The 14,703-nt window shown below is 41.7% G+C and carries 14 protein-coding genes, 2 pseudogenes and 1 other annotated feature; of the genes and pseudogenes, 5 read left to right on the forward strand and 11 right to left on the reverse strand.

Translation table 11 applies throughout. The features are described 5' to 3' along the window. Positions 1 to 13: 13 nt before the first annotated feature. Together C7R73_RS06030 and C7R73_RS06035 are read right to left on the reverse strand one after the other, a co-directional pair. The gene (locus C7R73_RS06030) at positions 14 to 1,207 is read right to left on the reverse strand and encodes an MFS transporter (RefSeq protein WP_161525875.1); all 1,194 of its coding nucleotides are present in this window, start codon (positions 1,205 to 1,207) and stop codon (positions 14 to 16) included. Beyond that, entirely contained in the window at positions 1,200 to 2,813 is a 1,614-nt protein-coding gene (locus tag C7R73_RS06035; protein WP_106449624.1) for an alpha-N-arabinofuranosidase, read from the reverse strand. Before C7R73_RS06035 ends, C7R73_RS06030 begins: the two co-directional genes overlap by 8 nt. A gap of 462 nt (positions 2,814 to 3,275) precedes the next feature. On the opposite strand from C7R73_RS06035, the gene C7R73_RS13915 reads away from it, so the two are divergent. The 3 genes and pseudogenes from C7R73_RS13915 (at position 3,276) to C7R73_RS13955 (ending at position 4,048) form a co-directional block, all read left to right on the forward strand. Further along, on the forward strand, positions 3,276 to 3,563 hold the full coding sequence (locus C7R73_RS13915; protein WP_414718259.1) for a glycoside hydrolase family 36 N-terminal domain-containing protein: 288 nt from the start codon (positions 3,276 to 3,278) through the stop codon (positions 3,561 to 3,563). Beyond that, positions 3,545 to 3,769 (forward strand): annotated as a pseudogene (locus C7R73_RS13950) (alpha-galactosidase); the annotation flags it as partial. The gene C7R73_RS13915 and the pseudogene C7R73_RS13950, both read left to right, overlap by 19 nt. Before the next feature lie 45 nt (positions 3,770 to 3,814). Then, a complete protein-coding gene (locus C7R73_RS13955; RefSeq protein ID WP_479688035.1) occupies positions 3,815 to 4,048 on the forward strand; it encodes a hypothetical protein in 234 nt (77 codons plus the stop codon). Between the two features lie 247 nt (positions 4,049 to 4,295). Here the strand turns inward: C7R73_RS13955 and C7R73_RS13650 are convergent. The 3 genes and pseudogenes from C7R73_RS13650 to C7R73_RS06055 form a co-directional block, all read right to left on the reverse strand. Then, positions 4,296 to 4,400 (reverse strand): annotated as a pseudogene (locus C7R73_RS13650) (ROK family protein); the annotation flags it as partial. Positions 4,401 to 4,421: 21 nt separating this feature from the next. After that, positions 4,422 to 5,057, reverse strand: coding sequence for a Vat family streptogramin A O-acetyltransferase (locus tag C7R73_RS06050; protein WP_106449627.1), 636 nt, complete (start codon positions 5,055 to 5,057; stop codon positions 4,422 to 4,424). 99 nt (positions 5,058 to 5,156) lie between these two features. Further along, positions 5,157 to 5,864, reverse strand: a complete 708-nt coding sequence (locus C7R73_RS06055) for a helix-turn-helix domain-containing protein (protein ID WP_106449628.1) — start codon at positions 5,862 to 5,864, stop codon at positions 5,157 to 5,159. A gap of 270 nt (positions 5,865 to 6,134) precedes the next feature. Between C7R73_RS06055 and C7R73_RS06060 the strand changes: the two genes are divergently transcribed. Beyond that, the gene (locus tag C7R73_RS06060; RefSeq protein WP_106449629.1) at positions 6,135 to 7,331 is read left to right on the forward strand and encodes a MalY/PatB family protein; all 1,197 of its coding nucleotides are present in this window, start codon (positions 6,135 to 6,137) and stop codon (positions 7,329 to 7,331) included. A 155-nt stretch (positions 7,332 to 7,486) separates the two neighbouring features. Here C7R73_RS06060 and C7R73_RS06065 read toward each other — a convergent pair whose 3' ends face one another. Both C7R73_RS06065 and C7R73_RS06070 read right to left on the reverse strand, forming a co-directional pair. Continuing rightward, a complete protein-coding gene (locus C7R73_RS06065; RefSeq protein WP_106449630.1) occupies positions 7,487 to 8,515 on the reverse strand; it encodes a 3-deoxy-7-phosphoheptulonate synthase in 1,029 nt (342 codons plus the stop codon). A 57-nt stretch (positions 8,516 to 8,572) separates the two neighbouring features. Beyond that, positions 8,573 to 8,815 (reverse strand) — a binding site (T-box leader). An 86-nt stretch (positions 8,816 to 8,901) separates the two neighbouring features. Next, on the reverse strand, positions 8,902 to 10,278 hold the full coding sequence (locus C7R73_RS06070; RefSeq protein ID WP_106449631.1) for a 6-phospho-beta-glucosidase: 1,377 nt from the start codon (positions 10,276 to 10,278) through the stop codon (positions 8,902 to 8,904). Between the two features lie 266 nt (positions 10,279 to 10,544). Between C7R73_RS06070 and C7R73_RS06075 the strand changes: the two genes are divergently transcribed. Next, the gene (locus C7R73_RS06075) at positions 10,545 to 11,438 is read left to right on the forward strand and encodes a MurR/RpiR family transcriptional regulator (protein WP_106449632.1); all 894 of its coding nucleotides are present in this window, start codon (positions 10,545 to 10,547) and stop codon (positions 11,436 to 11,438) included. A gap of 145 nt (positions 11,439 to 11,583) precedes the next feature. On the opposite strand, the gene nadA is transcribed toward C7R73_RS06075, so the two are convergent. From nadA to C7R73_RS06090, 4 genes are all read right to left on the reverse strand, one after another. Then, complete coding sequence (nadA, locus tag C7R73_RS06080) at positions 11,584 to 12,534, reverse strand: quinolinate synthase NadA (protein WP_239992583.1); 951 nt, start codon at positions 12,532 to 12,534, stop codon at positions 11,584 to 11,586. A gap of 321 nt (positions 12,535 to 12,855) precedes the next feature. Next, entirely contained in the window at positions 12,856 to 13,023 is a 168-nt protein-coding gene (locus C7R73_RS13715; RefSeq protein WP_157077221.1) for a hypothetical protein, read from the reverse strand. 297 nt (positions 13,024 to 13,320) lie between these two features. Next, on the reverse strand, positions 13,321 to 13,986 hold the full coding sequence (locus tag C7R73_RS06085; protein WP_106449633.1) for an NAD(P)H-dependent oxidoreductase: 666 nt from the start codon (positions 13,984 to 13,986) through the stop codon (positions 13,321 to 13,323). A gap of 131 nt (positions 13,987 to 14,117) precedes the next feature. Beyond that, positions 14,118 to 14,609, reverse strand: a complete 492-nt coding sequence (locus tag C7R73_RS06090; RefSeq protein ID WP_239992584.1) for a GNAT family N-acetyltransferase — start codon at positions 14,607 to 14,609, stop codon at positions 14,118 to 14,120. Positions 14,610 to 14,703: the final 94 nt, after the last annotated feature.

A 14,703-nucleotide genomic window follows, 5' to 3' on the forward strand; every position in this document is an offset into this window, starting at 1 on the left:
TTAGAAGTTTAGCCTATTTTTGATTCTCTAAAACAGCTGAAGTATTCTTCTTAAATCCACGAAGGAGAAAAACACATGCCATTATTACGAATATGATTCCACCAAGAGTAAAGGAAAAAGCTGTGCTTGTATTTCCAACTAAATTGCCCAGCCATTGTACCACAAAAGGTGAGAAGAAAGAGCCTAGATTACAGGAAACCATCGCTAATGAGATAGCTAAGTTAGTGGAATTTTCAGGAGCTCCTGGCAACAAAATATCGTACATATATGGGATGAAAATTGAGACAACCAAAAATCCACCAGACAGAATAATCGTAAGCATCAGCATACTGTTAACTAACGGAATCAAAAAGTAAGCAATGCTGATAAGGGCCAGTGCAACCACAGGAGTGAATTGTTTAAGAGCAGTTCTGACATGCCCATAAGCAAAACCTCCGATCGCCCCGACCAGACTGCTGATCGTGAAGGCAGTTCCCAAAAACCCTTGATTCGTATAGTTCATTTCTACAATCAATGTGCTTGTTTTGGTGAAGATAGTCATTATCAGGATGAAGAATACAAACATCATGATGCATGAAAATATCACCAATAAGTTGACGCTTTGTTTTTGCTTACTTGAGGCTGAATCCTGACTGCCGACTGCATTTTTATCAGCTGGCAAGAATAAAGCGACCAGAATTACGATCGGCAAAGTAAGGAAATAAATGAGATACGAGTATTGCCAAGCAACGTTCACCAAAATACCAGCCAAGAAAGTGGCCAGGCTGGATCCTAACGTTGCAAAAGCTGTTTGATAACCCAACATTTTTTGTTGCGTTTCCCCGTCAAAATAATCACCTATCAGACTAACTGCTAGAGAATTATAGATACCTGTTCCTGCCCCAAGTATAAATCTCGATAGATAAATGACAGAAAAATTTGTAGCAAAAACCGGAATAACACCGCCAATAAACGCTAATATCAATCCAAGCATAACCGTTTTTTTCTTACCGATAAACTTAACGATAAAACTACTGAGCAAAATAAATATCATCATGGTGAACGAAGGTATAGTGACCAAAGATTCCACTGTTGCGGGAGCAATATCGGGGAATTGATTTTTTATCATCGGCAGTGTGACTGAAATGGCGCTGGCAGCACTGAGCATTAAGGAAATCGACAGAATGGTTAACTTCAAAATACCTGCTTTATCTCTACTCTTAGTCATTTTGTTTTTCCTCCCAATTTTCATCCAGCTTGAATTGAAGTACAGTGACCGATGATTTTGGCACTTCGAAGCTGCTGTTTCTGCCGTCAATTTCTGGCGCAACGGCAGCCTTGATAGTGACTTTTTCTTCAACGCCGAACTCGTTATAATCATTCATGTTGTCGGAGCATAGGACGATACCGGAAATATAATCGACATTTTGACCAAAGTTGATCGACATTTTCTCGGAATCATCAGCGGAAACATTCACAATATTCACTGTCACAACATCGTTTTTAATGGATGCAAAACTGTATATTTTTTTCAAATCTTCCTTGCAAACATTGCCTAACGTATTTGTCTCTAAAGCCAGATCGATTTTGTGCCCGGCTTTATGCGCTTCATACATCTTGAATACATAATAATTCGGCGTTAAAACGGTCTCATTTCCATTCGTTAAGAACAGTGAATTTAGGACATTCACTGATTGTGCTACACAGGCCATCTGCACTTTATCGCAATTTCTATGGAAAATATCCAACGTCAATGCTGTAGTGATGGCATCCCTCATCGTGCATTGCTGCCAAAGGATGGATGGTGTGGTCAAATCAATGTTATGCCAATTGCCCCATTCTCCGACAATCAAATCAACATTAATAGGAGTAGCAAATGCCCCCTCTTCAACCGGCATCGCTTTCAATCCTTGCTGGATGAGAGCATATTGCTCTTCGATGACATCCTCCAATTCAAAGGCGCCCTTGATTACACGATACCAAGCATCTTTACTGAATTCCGTTACTTTGTCAGTTTCATCCGACAGATTCCAGTTATAGAAATGCAGATCATAACCATCGATCCTAGGTTTGCGATATTTCGCAAGTTCTTTGAAGAAGTCCTGCGTCCAGTCAACACGCTCTTTCGGTTTATTTCCATCCGGACCGACTGCGATCATCTTCAGCTCTTGTGTTGGTGTTGTCCATGGCAGTCCTGCTCCAAAAAGAGGCATTGCACTGGTATGCTTGCGGTATTCATTTGCATATCCTTCAGCAGTATAATTTCCGCCACCAGCCCAACTCTCATTGCCGATTCCCCAGTATTCAACATTAAATGGTTCCGGATGGCCGTTGTTGGCTCTTTCTTCTGCTAATGTAGTAGCAGTTTCGCGATTTACATATTCCACCCATTCTCTCATTTCCCTGACTGTACCGGACAACATATTGATGTTGAACCATGGCTTTGCTCCTACCAATTCGCATAGACGCATGAATTCGTGCGTACCAAAATGATTATTCTCCAACTGTTGCGTACCGAAGTTCTCATTGAAATATTTTGGTCGTTGCTCTCTTGGCCCGACTCCATCTCTCCAGTGATACGTGTCAGCGAAACATCCTCCAGGCCAACGTAATAATGGTGGGTTAATATCTTTCAAAGCGTCTACGATATCTTTTCTTAATCCTTCATAATTTGGTATGGAAGAATCCTCACCAACCCATATCCCATCATAGATACCGCTTCCAAGAAACTCCACGAATTGACCATGCAGATTCGGATTGATTCTTTCTCCTCTGTTGCTTACATTAATAGTTATCTTACTCATTCTCATCCCTCTTCCTTTTTGTAATCGCATTCAAATTCATTTGATGGATTTATTCTAAATTTTTTGAAAGCCTTTTTATATCACGTTCTTACTCGAAATATCAAAATCTTACTAAAGGATTTAAAAAAGCGTCTGTTGTGTGCTGTAAACTTATTTGGGTTTTCTGGCTGGGAGGACGAGTTTGCCGAATAGGTGGCTTGTATTCGATAATTTTGCGTTGCGTTGGGATCAGATTGTCGAATGATCTCTAGCATTCGACAATTTCGCACTACGCTAATGTCAGATTCTCGAATGTTCTACCAACATTCGAGAATTTCGCCCAAAACCGGAGGCTGAAACTAACACCGGAGGCAAATTACCGAATACCACTCTATAGAGCAAAGCCGCTTTTCCTATGAGAAATTTGAAATTTCTGATGAGGCACCTCATTTCACTGCCTTTTCTCATGCAAGAGACAAACCCGAATCAGATTCTCAGACATTGATCATTCATTTGGTCGATCCTATTTCAAGCAGCCGAGGTGCAAATGGTCCTCAATACCCGCCCTATCTCTCGATTTCTAAGGATGCTACAGAATTTTCCGGTGACGTACACGCAATGACATTGATCTATAGCGGCAACCATCTAAGTAATCTTGAAAGGAATCAGTATAATCATTTGCGTTTGCAGATTGGTTTGAACCCGGATACGTTCGCATGGCAACTTGATCCGGGCGAATCCGTTCAGAGTCCCCAAGCTGTGTTGAGTTATTCGGTACCAGTTATATCAAATGGGACATGAACCGCCATATAACGGAGCCGGCTTCTAACTTGTTGAATCAATCTCAGGCGAACGAGTACTCGCACCGATACACGATGGGGCTTTACAGCATACTCAATACGATAACGACGCTTTTTCCTGAAGTGCTTTTTGAGAATTGCTCAAGCGGAGGTGGAAGATTAGATGCGGGAATGTTGTACTTCATGCCTCAAACTTGGGCGAGTGAATTTTATCGATTGGAATCACCCTTTGACTCAAACCACTGCGCCTGGATGTTCACCGACAAAGCGCGGAATAAAATCATTGTTTACCTTTTTCGAAATATTTATGATGTATCCGAGTTGTCTTTACTGGTGAAAATTCCCTTTATTGACTTGAGCGCAGACTATATGAAAATCAACAGCCACATGAAATATTCCGGCTCCGAGCTTGCCACTTGTGGTATTGCCTCGCCAAATCCGATAGGTGATTTTTTAGCCATAAGATTGGATTTTAAAAAGTGTTAAACTTTAAAAACTAAAATGACATCGTTTAAGCATGAAACGCAGTTACAATAAATGACATCATCAATCGATACCACAGACGAAAATAACCTCCGCGGAGAGCAGTGACGCTCACTCCGTGGAGGTTATTTCTATTTTTACATTTCACGATTGATTAGTTATATCCAATCAAAGGGATGACAAGACCATCTATTCATCCGCATTCAGCAACAGCTGATACAACGCCCCCAACAGGTTCGCATCATTCAGGAGGCGTCCGCAGCTGCTTCTTGGACTGAATCTGCCCGGAGTGGTCGATTAAGGCTAATTTGATATTCGTGCCGCCGATGTCGATGCTTAAGTAATTCTTCTTCATATCACACCCACCTTCAATATATTATTTATTAATCGATTTTATTTTTGATAAATCTCCACTACACAATATCTCGAGATTATTGAATATTTTTTCTGAATCCCAATTCCACCATTCCAAATAAAGAAGATACTCAATTAAGTCGTCATCAAATCGTTTTTTGATTAGTCTACAAGGGTTTCCTCCTGCAACTGAGTAAGGAGGAATATCACTAGTTACTGTAGAATTCGCTGCAATTATAGAGCCATCACCAATATGAACACCTGGCATAACAGTTACATTTTGCCCAAACCATACATCATTTCCAATGATGGTATCTCCTTTTAAAGGTAAGTCATCGAGATCAGGAGTAGCTTTTTCCCAACCATTTCCGAATATATTGAAAGGATATGTCGTTACACTATTCATTCGATGGTTTGCACCATTCATAATAAATTCAATACCTTTACCCAAAGCGCAGAATTTGCCTATAATTAATTCATCCCCAATGAAATCATAGTGATGCGTTACATGTTTTTCAAAATCTTCTGGGCTTTCATTATCATCATAATAAGTATAATCCCCAACTTTAATGGTTGGACGAGTAATTACATTTTTAATGAAACATACACTTGGGATAGCTGGATTAGGGTAAATCGCATCCGGATCTGGACCAAACATAGTACAACCTCCTCTTTTATTTATTAAATTTAACGAGTAAATCTCCTAACAGCGAAATTAACTTTTCTATTTTTTTATATTCCCTTCTTATGCCTAAAATCACATAATATTAAACATGTTAAATAATTTCATCATGCGTATGTCATTTTGATTGATTTTTAAACGTTTAATGAGCTCTTCATCCTCTTTAAGAGGAGTTTTAGAAAAAAGCATCTTAAATGACACTGGCATGAAGGGACGAAACGAGATTCCACTCATCATTCCCAAACGCTCCGTTGTTTCTTGAAATGTCGACAAAATGGTTATTGATACGTTTTCAACTTCAGTTGAACTGTGGGTAAGGAACATAGATGTGAATGTGTCGTGATGTTGAGAATATCCAAAGTAAGTATTCTCAGCAAACATGTACTTATCAAATGTTGGTATATTCATATAGAATGCGGTTGGAAACCTTCCTTGTTCCGGATGGTTAGAGATTATAAAAAGGGAACGAAGTAATTTATTAATTCGTCCATCATACATATATGAATATAAAGTCGTTGACTCCTTAAATAACGTTTTTGGATTAGAAGAGTTGGTTTCCATCAAAAGGTTGGATTTGCTATACAAAAGTTGTTCAGGATGTACATTAAGGGCAAAAGCAATTTCATAAAAAGTTTCAATATCAATTATAATTTTTCCTGCCTCATACTTTTGCATAGTAGATTTACTTCTATTTATTTGCTCGCCTAACTCTTCCAAAGTTATTCCTTTGCTTTTTCTAAAGTATCTAATGGTTCTTCCCAATTCGGACGATATGTCTGACATAATTCATTCTCCTAAAGTTTTTATTTTTATAATTAGGTTATATGAAAAAGTATTATAAATATTCTTTTTGATGAAATTAGCTGAAAAGATGAGTAGATTATCTATTAACCAAAGATGAAATCGTTTCCAACGTATCCAGAATACTTTTTTCTACGGAAAGTTGATTTTAACGATTTTTGTATCTATTGGATTTCTTTGTGATACACCTATATTATTACATAGAAGGTAGCTGATATAAAAGTATTTCACCAAAAGAAAAGAGGATATATAATGGATTTTAATCAATCAGTCAACAGAATAGATACAGGTAGTGTTAAATGGGATATGGCGGAAACGGTATTTGGGAGTAAAGATTTATTGCCACTTTGGATTGCTGATATGGACTTTGTCTCATCCTCAAAAATTATTGATGCTATAGAAAATGAGGTCTCTAATGGGATCTTTGGGTACAAAACGCCATCGGACTCTCTCATACAGGCAATTATAAATTGGCAGTCCACTCAACATAATTATCAACTGACTAAATCATCTATCGTATTCTCGCCAGCAGTAGTTTCCTCTATTTGCACCGCGATTCAAGCCTTTTCCCGGGAAGAAGATACTATATTAATTCATGATCCAGTGTATTCTCCATTCGCAAGCGCTGTCTTGCTCAATAATAGAGAGTTAGTTACAAGTAAATTAATTAGCAATGATAGAGAATACAGCATTGACTTCACCGACGTTGAGGAAAAAATGAAGACCCGACAAGTAAAAATGTATATTTTTTGTAACCCTCACAATCCTGGAGGCCGTGTTTGGAAATACGCTGAACTTAAAAAAGTCGTAGATTTATGTAAAAAGTATGAGGTTATTCTCATTAGCGATGAAATACATCAAGATATCGTTTTTAAACCTAACAAATTCACTAGTATGTTGGCACTGGATGGTTCAGACGCGTTTACCATTGCTTTAACTGCACCAACAAAAACATTTAATTTAGCAGGATTGAAATGCTCTTATGCGTTTATCCCTAATCAGTCATTACGGGAACGATTTGTTCACTCTCAAGCAAGAAATAGTGGCCCTAATTTACATTTGGAAATGAATTCAATTGGTTTGACTGCAACAGAAGTTGCATTAAATGAGGGGGAAGTATGGCTACAACAACTGATTCAACATTTTGACGAACAATTTAATTTTATAGAGGAATTTATTAAAAATGAAATTCCTAACGTGAAGTTTAAAAAACCTGAAGGGACCTATTTAGCTTGGTTGGACTTTTCAGATTTTGGACTTGATGACGATCAATTAATGCGTCTACTAGTAAATAAAGGAAAGGTAGCTCTAAATGCAGGGTGTGACTATGGTGAAGAGGGAAAAATGTATATGCGTCTGAATATTGCAACTTCTCACGAAAGATTATTTGAAGGTCTTCATCGAATTAAAGAATCGGTTAATTATATTGAAAATAAAATTATTGTTTAAGAAGTGTATTTAGCTCAAGAAGCAGTTTCCAGCACCTAGGACGATCGCTTCTTGTTCCTGTAATTCTCTTGAAGTAGATTACACGCACCCCTATCCCTCGCATCATACAGCAACACAAAAAGGCCAGGATTTCTCCTGGCCTCATTTTTATGCTCTTATGCGTTTTCTGCGATGTATTTAACCAATTCTTCTGTATCTTCCCAGCCTAGGCATGGGTCGGTGATGGATTGGCCGAAGACTGTTCCGTCATCTTCTTGACGGCCGCCTACTAGGTAGCTCTCGATCATGAAGCCGCGCGCCAATTTCTTGATGTCGTCGTTCCAAGAACGGTTGAACATCGTTTCTTTGACGATGCGGATTTGTTCCATGTGTTTTTTGCCTGAGTTGTCGTGGTTCGTGTCGATCATGATGAATGGGTTTTTGTAGTCCCCACCTTCGTATCCTTTCACGACTTTGACAAGATCTTCGTAGTGGTAGTTCGGGATGTTATCGCCGTACTCGTTCGTTCCGCCGCGCAATACAACGTGGGCCAACGGGTTGGAGCTGGACTGCACTTCGACGCCGTTATGGATGAATTTTTGTTTTTGCTGTGCAGCGTAAACAGAATTGAACAACACTTTCAGGTTGCCGCTTGTCGGATTTTTCATACCGGCTGGGTGATCGATTCCGCTGGCAACGAAACGGTGCTGTTGGTCTTCAACAGAACGCGCACCGATTGCATGGTAGCTGACAAGATCATCAACAAAATCCAGGTTTTCTGGGTATAGCATTTCATCGGCTGTCGTCAGGCCTGTTTCCGTGATGACGCGGTTGTGCAGGCTGCGCACTGCAGCGATACCTTGGATCAGGTTGCTCTTGCCGGTAGGATCTTGTTTATGCAACAAGCCTTTGTAGCCGTCGCCGGTCGTACGCGGTTTGTTTGTGTAGATACGGGGAACCATGAACACTTTGTCTTTGACTTTTTCCTGCAATTTCGCCAAGCGACGCACGTATTCCATTACTGCTTCTTCATCATGTGCGGAACAAGGTCCGATGACTAACAAGATGCGATCGTCTTTGCCTTCGATGATGTCGTGCAACTCTTGGTCGCGGGCTGCCTTCATCGCTGCTTGCTCAGGTGTCAGTTTGGATAATTCTTTGACCAATTCGAAATCAATTTTTTCACTCAATGCTTTGAAACTCATATTAATCCCTCCATTTTCTCTTCAACAAAAAAAGCTTCGTCCATTCCAATTTTCATTGGAAAGGACGAAGCCTGTATAGACTCGTGTTACCACCTTTGTTCATAGACTACTCGCGCAAGTCTACCTCGATAGGTACATTATAATACCCTAGCGAAATAACGAACGCTATCACCCGTCGCAGCCTACTTGATTCAGTGCGAAGTTCAAAGATGAATTCGGATATCTCGCATGTGTGCCTCGCATCGACCGGCACCTTTCTGGTCAGCTCAATAACTTACTACTTCTTATCATCACTTTTTATGTTGTTTCTCAGAATATACTCATTTTCCAAGCAAATGTCAAATGGTTTTTTGAAAAAAAGCGAATGATAGGGTTTTCTTATTGAATTAGTCTAAGTCTTTTGCGATTTCGTCTTGAACAGTCACGCCTTCAGCTTCCAAGCGTGCGATTGTTTCAGCGAATTGCGGCAAGTGTTTTTTGTGTGCGATGAACAATTCGTTCATGATTTTGATTGCAGTGTCGCCTGAACGGATCAATGGGTTGATTGTGAAGGCTTGCAAAGCTGTACCGTAGTCCCCTGTTACAGCCGCTTCGATAGTCAACAGTTCCATGGCTTTCATCACTTGCAACCAGCCTTTTTCGGCAGTCGGTAATTCACCGAAAGCCACGTTGCGAGCGCCTTGTGCGCCAACGTAAGCTGTAACTTCGACTACGCAGTCAGCTGGCAGGTCAGGAACAGCGCCATTGTTTTTAGTCGATACAACGATTTGCGTATCTTTGTTGCCGTAGATGGCAGCGATCGTTTCGCAAGCAGCGTCTGAGTAGTATGCTCCCCCACGTTTTTGCAATTGCTCCGGTTTGTGATCCAAGTTAGGATCTTTGTATAATTCGAACAATTCAGCTTCTGTCTCTTTCACTTGTTGTGCACGCGTACCTATGCCATTGTACTCTTCCAGACCGTGTGTCAGCATTTCTTCTTCACGGTAGTAGTAACGGTGGTAGCCGCATGGGATCATGCCCATTTGTTCCAATTGTTCTCTGTAGAACGGAATGTCATGGATATTTTTCGGTAAGCCAGCATCTTTGTCGAACATAGCATCGATCACTTTGTAAGTGACATCGTTGCCTTTGTCGTCAGCGACTTTATGCCAGTGGAAGTGGTTCAAGCCGGCAAATTTGTAGATCAGATCCTCTTTTTCAACGCCTAATGCTTTCGGTTCTGTCATCGTAGCCATAACTGGTACGTTACATAAGCCCATTACTCTGTCCCATTTGCCGTAGCGGACAACTGCTTCTGTAACCATTCCGCTCGGATTTGTGAAGTTGACCAACCAAGCATTCGGGCATAATTCTTTCATGTCTTCAACGATTTGCAAAATGATAGGAATTGTACGGAATGCTTTGAACATACCGCCAGCACCATTGGTTTCTTGTCCCAACATGCCATAGTAGAACGGGATACGCTCATCTTTGACGCGGGCATTCAGTAAACCTACACGGAATTGAGTTGTTACGAAGTCAGCATCTTTCAAAGCTTCTCTGCGGTCCAAAGTCATGTGAATTTTCACGTCGTAAGGGGAGGCATCCCACATACGTTGCGCCATTGTGCCAACGATTTCTAATTTTTCTTTTCCCGCTTCGATATCCACTAACCAGATTTCGCGGATAGGCAATTCATCATAACGTTTGATGAATCCTTCCATTAATTCAGGTGTGTAGCTGCTTCCTCCGCCGATTGTTACAATTTTAACGCCTTTAGTCATTTGTATATTCCTCCTCGTTTCGTTTACAAGGTTATTATCTATCATGTAAATAACGATAACAAGGGTTCTCGGTTCACTTCAAAACCTTTTTACAAAATTCGTGCAAAATTCGCCTAATAATTCAAATTTTTTTCGCTTTTTGGCCTTTTTTGAGCGAAATATCGTTTACATATCATTTACATTAATTTATAATTTTTGTAAATAGCAGAAACGCGATTCCAATCTGATATGGATCGCTGGACTTGATAAAAGGAGACGCGCCACCTATGTTGATACGCGAAAAAATGGAAACCATCAAATTTTCTCCGGCTGAAAAAGAAGTCGTGGACTATCTGTTGCGTTATCCGGAAGTGCTGGACGAAAAGACGATGCAGGAAATCGCAGCCGAAACCTATACACAACCTTCCACACTGATCCGCATCGCCAAAAAATTAGGCTTCGACGGATGGGTGGAATGCAAAAAAGCTTACCAGGAAGAGCACGACTATCTGACCCGCAACTTCGTCAACATCGATGCCAACCTGCCTTTTGAGGCGAACGACTCGATCATGACAATCAGCAATAAGATGGCCTCGCTCGGACAATCGACAATCGAGGATACGCTCTCGCTCATCCACCACGACACGCTGCAGCAGGCTAAGCAGATGCTGCTGAGGGCTAAGCATATCCAAATCTTCGCCAACAACGCCAACATGCTCATCCCACAGGACTTTGCTCTGAAGATGAACCGAATCAAGCATCACACTGCCGTCTCCACCATCAAAGGGGAAGACGTCTACACAGCCTACACCTGTCCCGAGGGAACCTGTGCCATATTGATTTCCTATACAGGCGAAAGCTATGCGATGAAACAGATCGCAAATATATTGAAAGCTGAAGGCGTTCCGACGATCGGAATTACGAGCATCGGCGACAACTACCTTTCGCGGGTGGTGGACTGCTATCTGCCGATCACGACGCGCGAGAAGCTTTACTCCAAAATCGGAAACTTCACGATTAACCTTTCCATCATCTACCTGCTGGACGTCCTGTATTCGATCGTATTTGCCGAAACTTACGAGGAAAATCTGGCCCATGTCATCCGCTTGGGCAGAATAGCCGACAAAAGGAAAACCAGTTCGGATATCATGCAGGAGGATACAGGCGGGGAAAAGGCGTAGCAACAACTAGAATTTTCGGATAATTGATAACTAGTCCGTCCGTGGTATCATGGCTTTACGACATGAAATTAAATCGACACACACTAAAAACAGCTGGAGACGTCAAATTTGACGTCTGCGGCTGTTTTTCGCAGTATTCATTCACTCATCTAACTAAGTTCAACGAAAGTTCCATCATCTTTTCCAACGGTCGGAGAGCCCGCTGCATCAATTCTTCATTCATCTTGACTTCCGGTGTCATGGTGTCCATCGCATCATACAATTTCTGCAATGTGTTCCGTTTCATGCTGCGGCATGTCTGGGTACGTGTCGGCACCAGGAACTCCTTACCCGGAGCCGCCTTTTTCATCTGATGCAAAATGCCAACTTCTGTACAGACGATATATCCAGGTGCATCATTCTTCTTCACTTCATCCAACAGAACCTTCGTACTGCCGACTACATTACCGAGTGCAACAACTTCCGACTGTGCCTCTGGATGGACCAGTACTTTGTAATCCGGATTGGCTTCGATCATCTCCTGTACAGCCGCAACGCGGATTTTGTGGTGAACGCAGCAAAATCCGTCGTGCAAAATGACATTTTTCTCCGGAACCTGGCTCTTAATGTACGATCCTAGATTGATGTCCGGAATAAAATAGATGTTTTTCTGCGGCAGGCTGCGCACAATCTCCAGGCAATTGGATGACGTCACACAAACATCGCTGTGTGCCTTGGTTTCCGCCGTCGTATTCACATACGCGACAACCGCCAAATCATCGTACTGGGCGTTGACACGCTCGATTTCATCGGTCGTTATCATATCAGCCATCGGACAACCGGCTTTGATATCCGGCATAATGACCCGCTTGCCCGGACTCAAAATCTTCGCGCTCTCCCCCATGAAGTTTACGCCGCAAAAACAGATTGTCTGCTCCGGCGTAGTCTGCGCCAATTTCGCCAACTGATAGCTATCGCCAATGTAGTCTGCCACGTCCTGAATCTCGTCCTGGACATAGAAATGTGCTAGAACAACGATATCCTTCTCCTGCTTCAACCTCTGTATCCCCGCGACTAATTCTGCATCATCCAACTGTTTGTTCAACTTATCCCTCAATACCCTAACCTCCACGGCTTAATTTTTTCATTATCTTGACACCTGTAAACTCACTAAAGATTATCATGTTGAGCAAAACCTGTCAATGTTCCCTTTCCATCAATTAAAGCCAACCATTATTCCCAGCCGCACAAAAAAACAGCCGGAAAACGTCGATGACGTCTCCAGCTGTTTTCATTTAAGTATTCTATTTCCCTAAGTGCTCCACCGCAGGAGCTCACTTAGTTCAATTCTGCGTCTCATCAGTGCCAATTGGTCGCTTGGGCTATTCGCGAAACAACAATTGTTTGATCAGCTGCAGAACGCTCCGCTGACTGGTAACTATTGGTTCGAATCACAGCCGTACAGGCTTTCCATTTTTTCGGTCATTTCATCCGTCAGTACGTTGCTCACAAAAGCACCGTAGTAGTTTTTCTTCATTTCCATTTCCACTCTAAGATGTTCACATTCTTGTAGGGTCATATCGTTCATATTTGTATATTTTTTCATATTGGGGTTCCTCCTTGTCAGAAACTTATGTAATGTAACGGGTTGATTGGCCGAAGCAACGTCAACAGGCAGATTTCTGATGAGATGTACTTACTTTATACAATGAAGTGGACGCTAAGTCAAGAATACTGCTCAGCCAATATTGTTCCAAAATACTCTTTTTAGTCTATATACTGCAAAAAAAAGGAAGACAGCCCTACACCTGATAGGATTGTCTTCCTGCTGTATTCGTTGTTTTTCTTGTGCACTTTGAGGCAATTAACCGATCATTCAGGATTCGTTGCACCCTTGAAATGTTCAGTCGATTACTTCAAGAATCTCATCCAAGGACTGTCTTTTCTTCTGTGTGATCGGTTCATTACGGTAACCCAGACCTAGCATATAGGACACGCCGAACGCGTTCAGGTCAACTAGACCTTTTTCCGACAGATATTTCTCAACATTGGCTTTGTTGAAGCCTTCAATCGGACAACTGTCGATTCCCAGTAACGCTGCAGTGGTCATCATGTTGGCCATCGCGATGTAGGTCTGCTTGGAGGCCCAATCGTACAAAGTGCGTTCGTCCGTCAATTGCTGATTGTTCTTTTGGAAATTGTCGAAATACTGGCTGCGCGGTGAGTCAATCGCAAAGTCCGCTCCGAGCACGTCCTCGACGATGTGTCTGACATGATCGCTTTCGATTGTCACATTTTTTCGGGCCAGCGCGATGACGAAATGGCTGGCACCGTTGAGACTGTTGACTGCTCCCGCAGCGATCCCCTTCAGGTCATCCTTGATTTCCTGCTTGTTTATCAACAAGAATTTCCATGGTTCATATCCGAAGGAACTCGGCGATAAACGAGCAGATTCAATGATTGTTTTCCAATCTTCCTCGGCAATTTTTTTCGTTGGATCGAAAGATTTTGTGGCGTAGCGGCTTTGGTGCGCCTCGATGATTTGTGCTCTTAATTCAGGTGTCGACATAAAAGGATCTCCTCACTTCACATGATAATATTCACAATAAATTCTATCTACTCAATATACTACTTTTTTATGGCAGATCCGGCAAGGAAGGTGCAAAAGAGATCTAAATGATAATATCGAAGGGTTAGAAATTAACCGCAATCTCCTGCAGCCATTCCCTGTAATTCTTTGCCGGTCAACCTAAACACAGTCCACTCATCCATCGGTTCGGCACCCATCATCTTGTAGAAGTCGATGGATGGTTTATTCCAGTCCAAGCACCACCATTCCAGGCGACCGTAGTCCCTTTCGATGACTAGATTCGCAAGAAACGAAAGCAACTGTTTTCCGAAGCCGTACCCGCGATAACCTTCCCTAACATACAAATCTTCAAGATAGAGCCCGGGTTTGCCCAGAAACGTGGAAAAATTGCTGAAGAACAACGCAAAGGCAACTGGTTCGCCAGCGGCTTCCCCGATGATGACCTCGGCTTTTTTGTCTTCGAACAGTGTCTTTTTTAACAGTTTTTCCGTTGCGGTTACTTCAGCAAGCAGGTTTTCGTAATCCGCCAACTCCTTGATGAATGCCAAAATCAATCCCACATCCTTCTCTTCTGCAAAACGGATGTCCATAGTTTTCTGCATTTTCGCACTTCCTTTTGTTGGTCAAAAATTATTCATGGAATAATTTTCCCACAGATCGATAGTGATTGCTATTTAATCGTGAGATTCGTTCTAA

Origin of the sequence: Trichococcus alkaliphilus (assembly GCF_003008695.1) — a bacterium.
GTDB lineage: Bacteria > Bacillota > Bacilli > Lactobacillales > Aerococcaceae > Trichococcus > Trichococcus alkaliphilus.

What these genes read in the sequence shown, in the direction of transcription:
- C7R73_RS06070 (WP_106449631.1), bottom strand. Translation starts at nt 10,278, where the DNA reads ATGACTAAAGGCGTTAAAATTGTAACAATCGGCGGAGGAAGCAGCTAC.
- C7R73_RS06065 (WP_106449630.1), bottom strand. Translation starts at nt 8,515, where the DNA reads ATGAGTTTCAAAGCATTGAGTGAAAAAATTGATTTCGAATTGGTCAAA.
- C7R73_RS06075 (WP_106449632.1), top strand. Translation starts at nt 10,545, where the DNA reads ATGTTGATACGCGAAAAAATGGAAACCATCAAATTTTCTCCGGCTGAA.
- C7R73_RS06030 (WP_161525875.1), bottom strand. Translation starts at nt 1,207, where the DNA reads ATGACTAAGAGTAGAGATAAAGCAGGTATTTTGAAGTTAACCATTCTG.
- C7R73_RS06050 (WP_106449627.1), bottom strand. Translation starts at nt 5,057, where the DNA reads ATGTTTGGTCCAGATCCGGATGCGATTTACCCTAATCCAGCTATCCCA.
- C7R73_RS06090 (WP_239992584.1), bottom strand. Translation starts at nt 14,609, where the DNA reads ATGCAGAAAACTATGGACATCCGTTTTGCAGAAGAGAAGGATGTGGGA.
- C7R73_RS13955 (WP_479688035.1), top strand. Translation starts at nt 3,815, where the DNA reads ATGTTCACCGACAAAGCGCGGAATAAAATCATTGTTTACCTTTTTCGA.
- C7R73_RS06085 (WP_106449633.1), bottom strand. Translation starts at nt 13,986, where the DNA reads ATGTCGACACCTGAATTAAGAGCACAAATCATCGAGGCGCACCAAAGC.
- C7R73_RS06060 (WP_106449629.1), top strand. Translation starts at nt 6,135, where the DNA reads ATGGATTTTAATCAATCAGTCAACAGAATAGATACAGGTAGTGTTAAA.
- C7R73_RS06055 (WP_106449628.1), bottom strand. Translation starts at nt 5,864, where the DNA reads ATGTCAGACATATCGTCCGAATTGGGAAGAACCATTAGATACTTTAGA.
- C7R73_RS13715 (WP_157077221.1), bottom strand. Translation starts at nt 13,023, where the DNA reads ATGAAAAAATATACAAATATGAACGATATGACCCTACAAGAATGTGAA.
- C7R73_RS06035 (WP_106449624.1), bottom strand. Translation starts at nt 2,813, where the DNA reads ATGCGATTACAAAAAGGAAGAGGGATGAGAATGAGTAAGATAACTATT.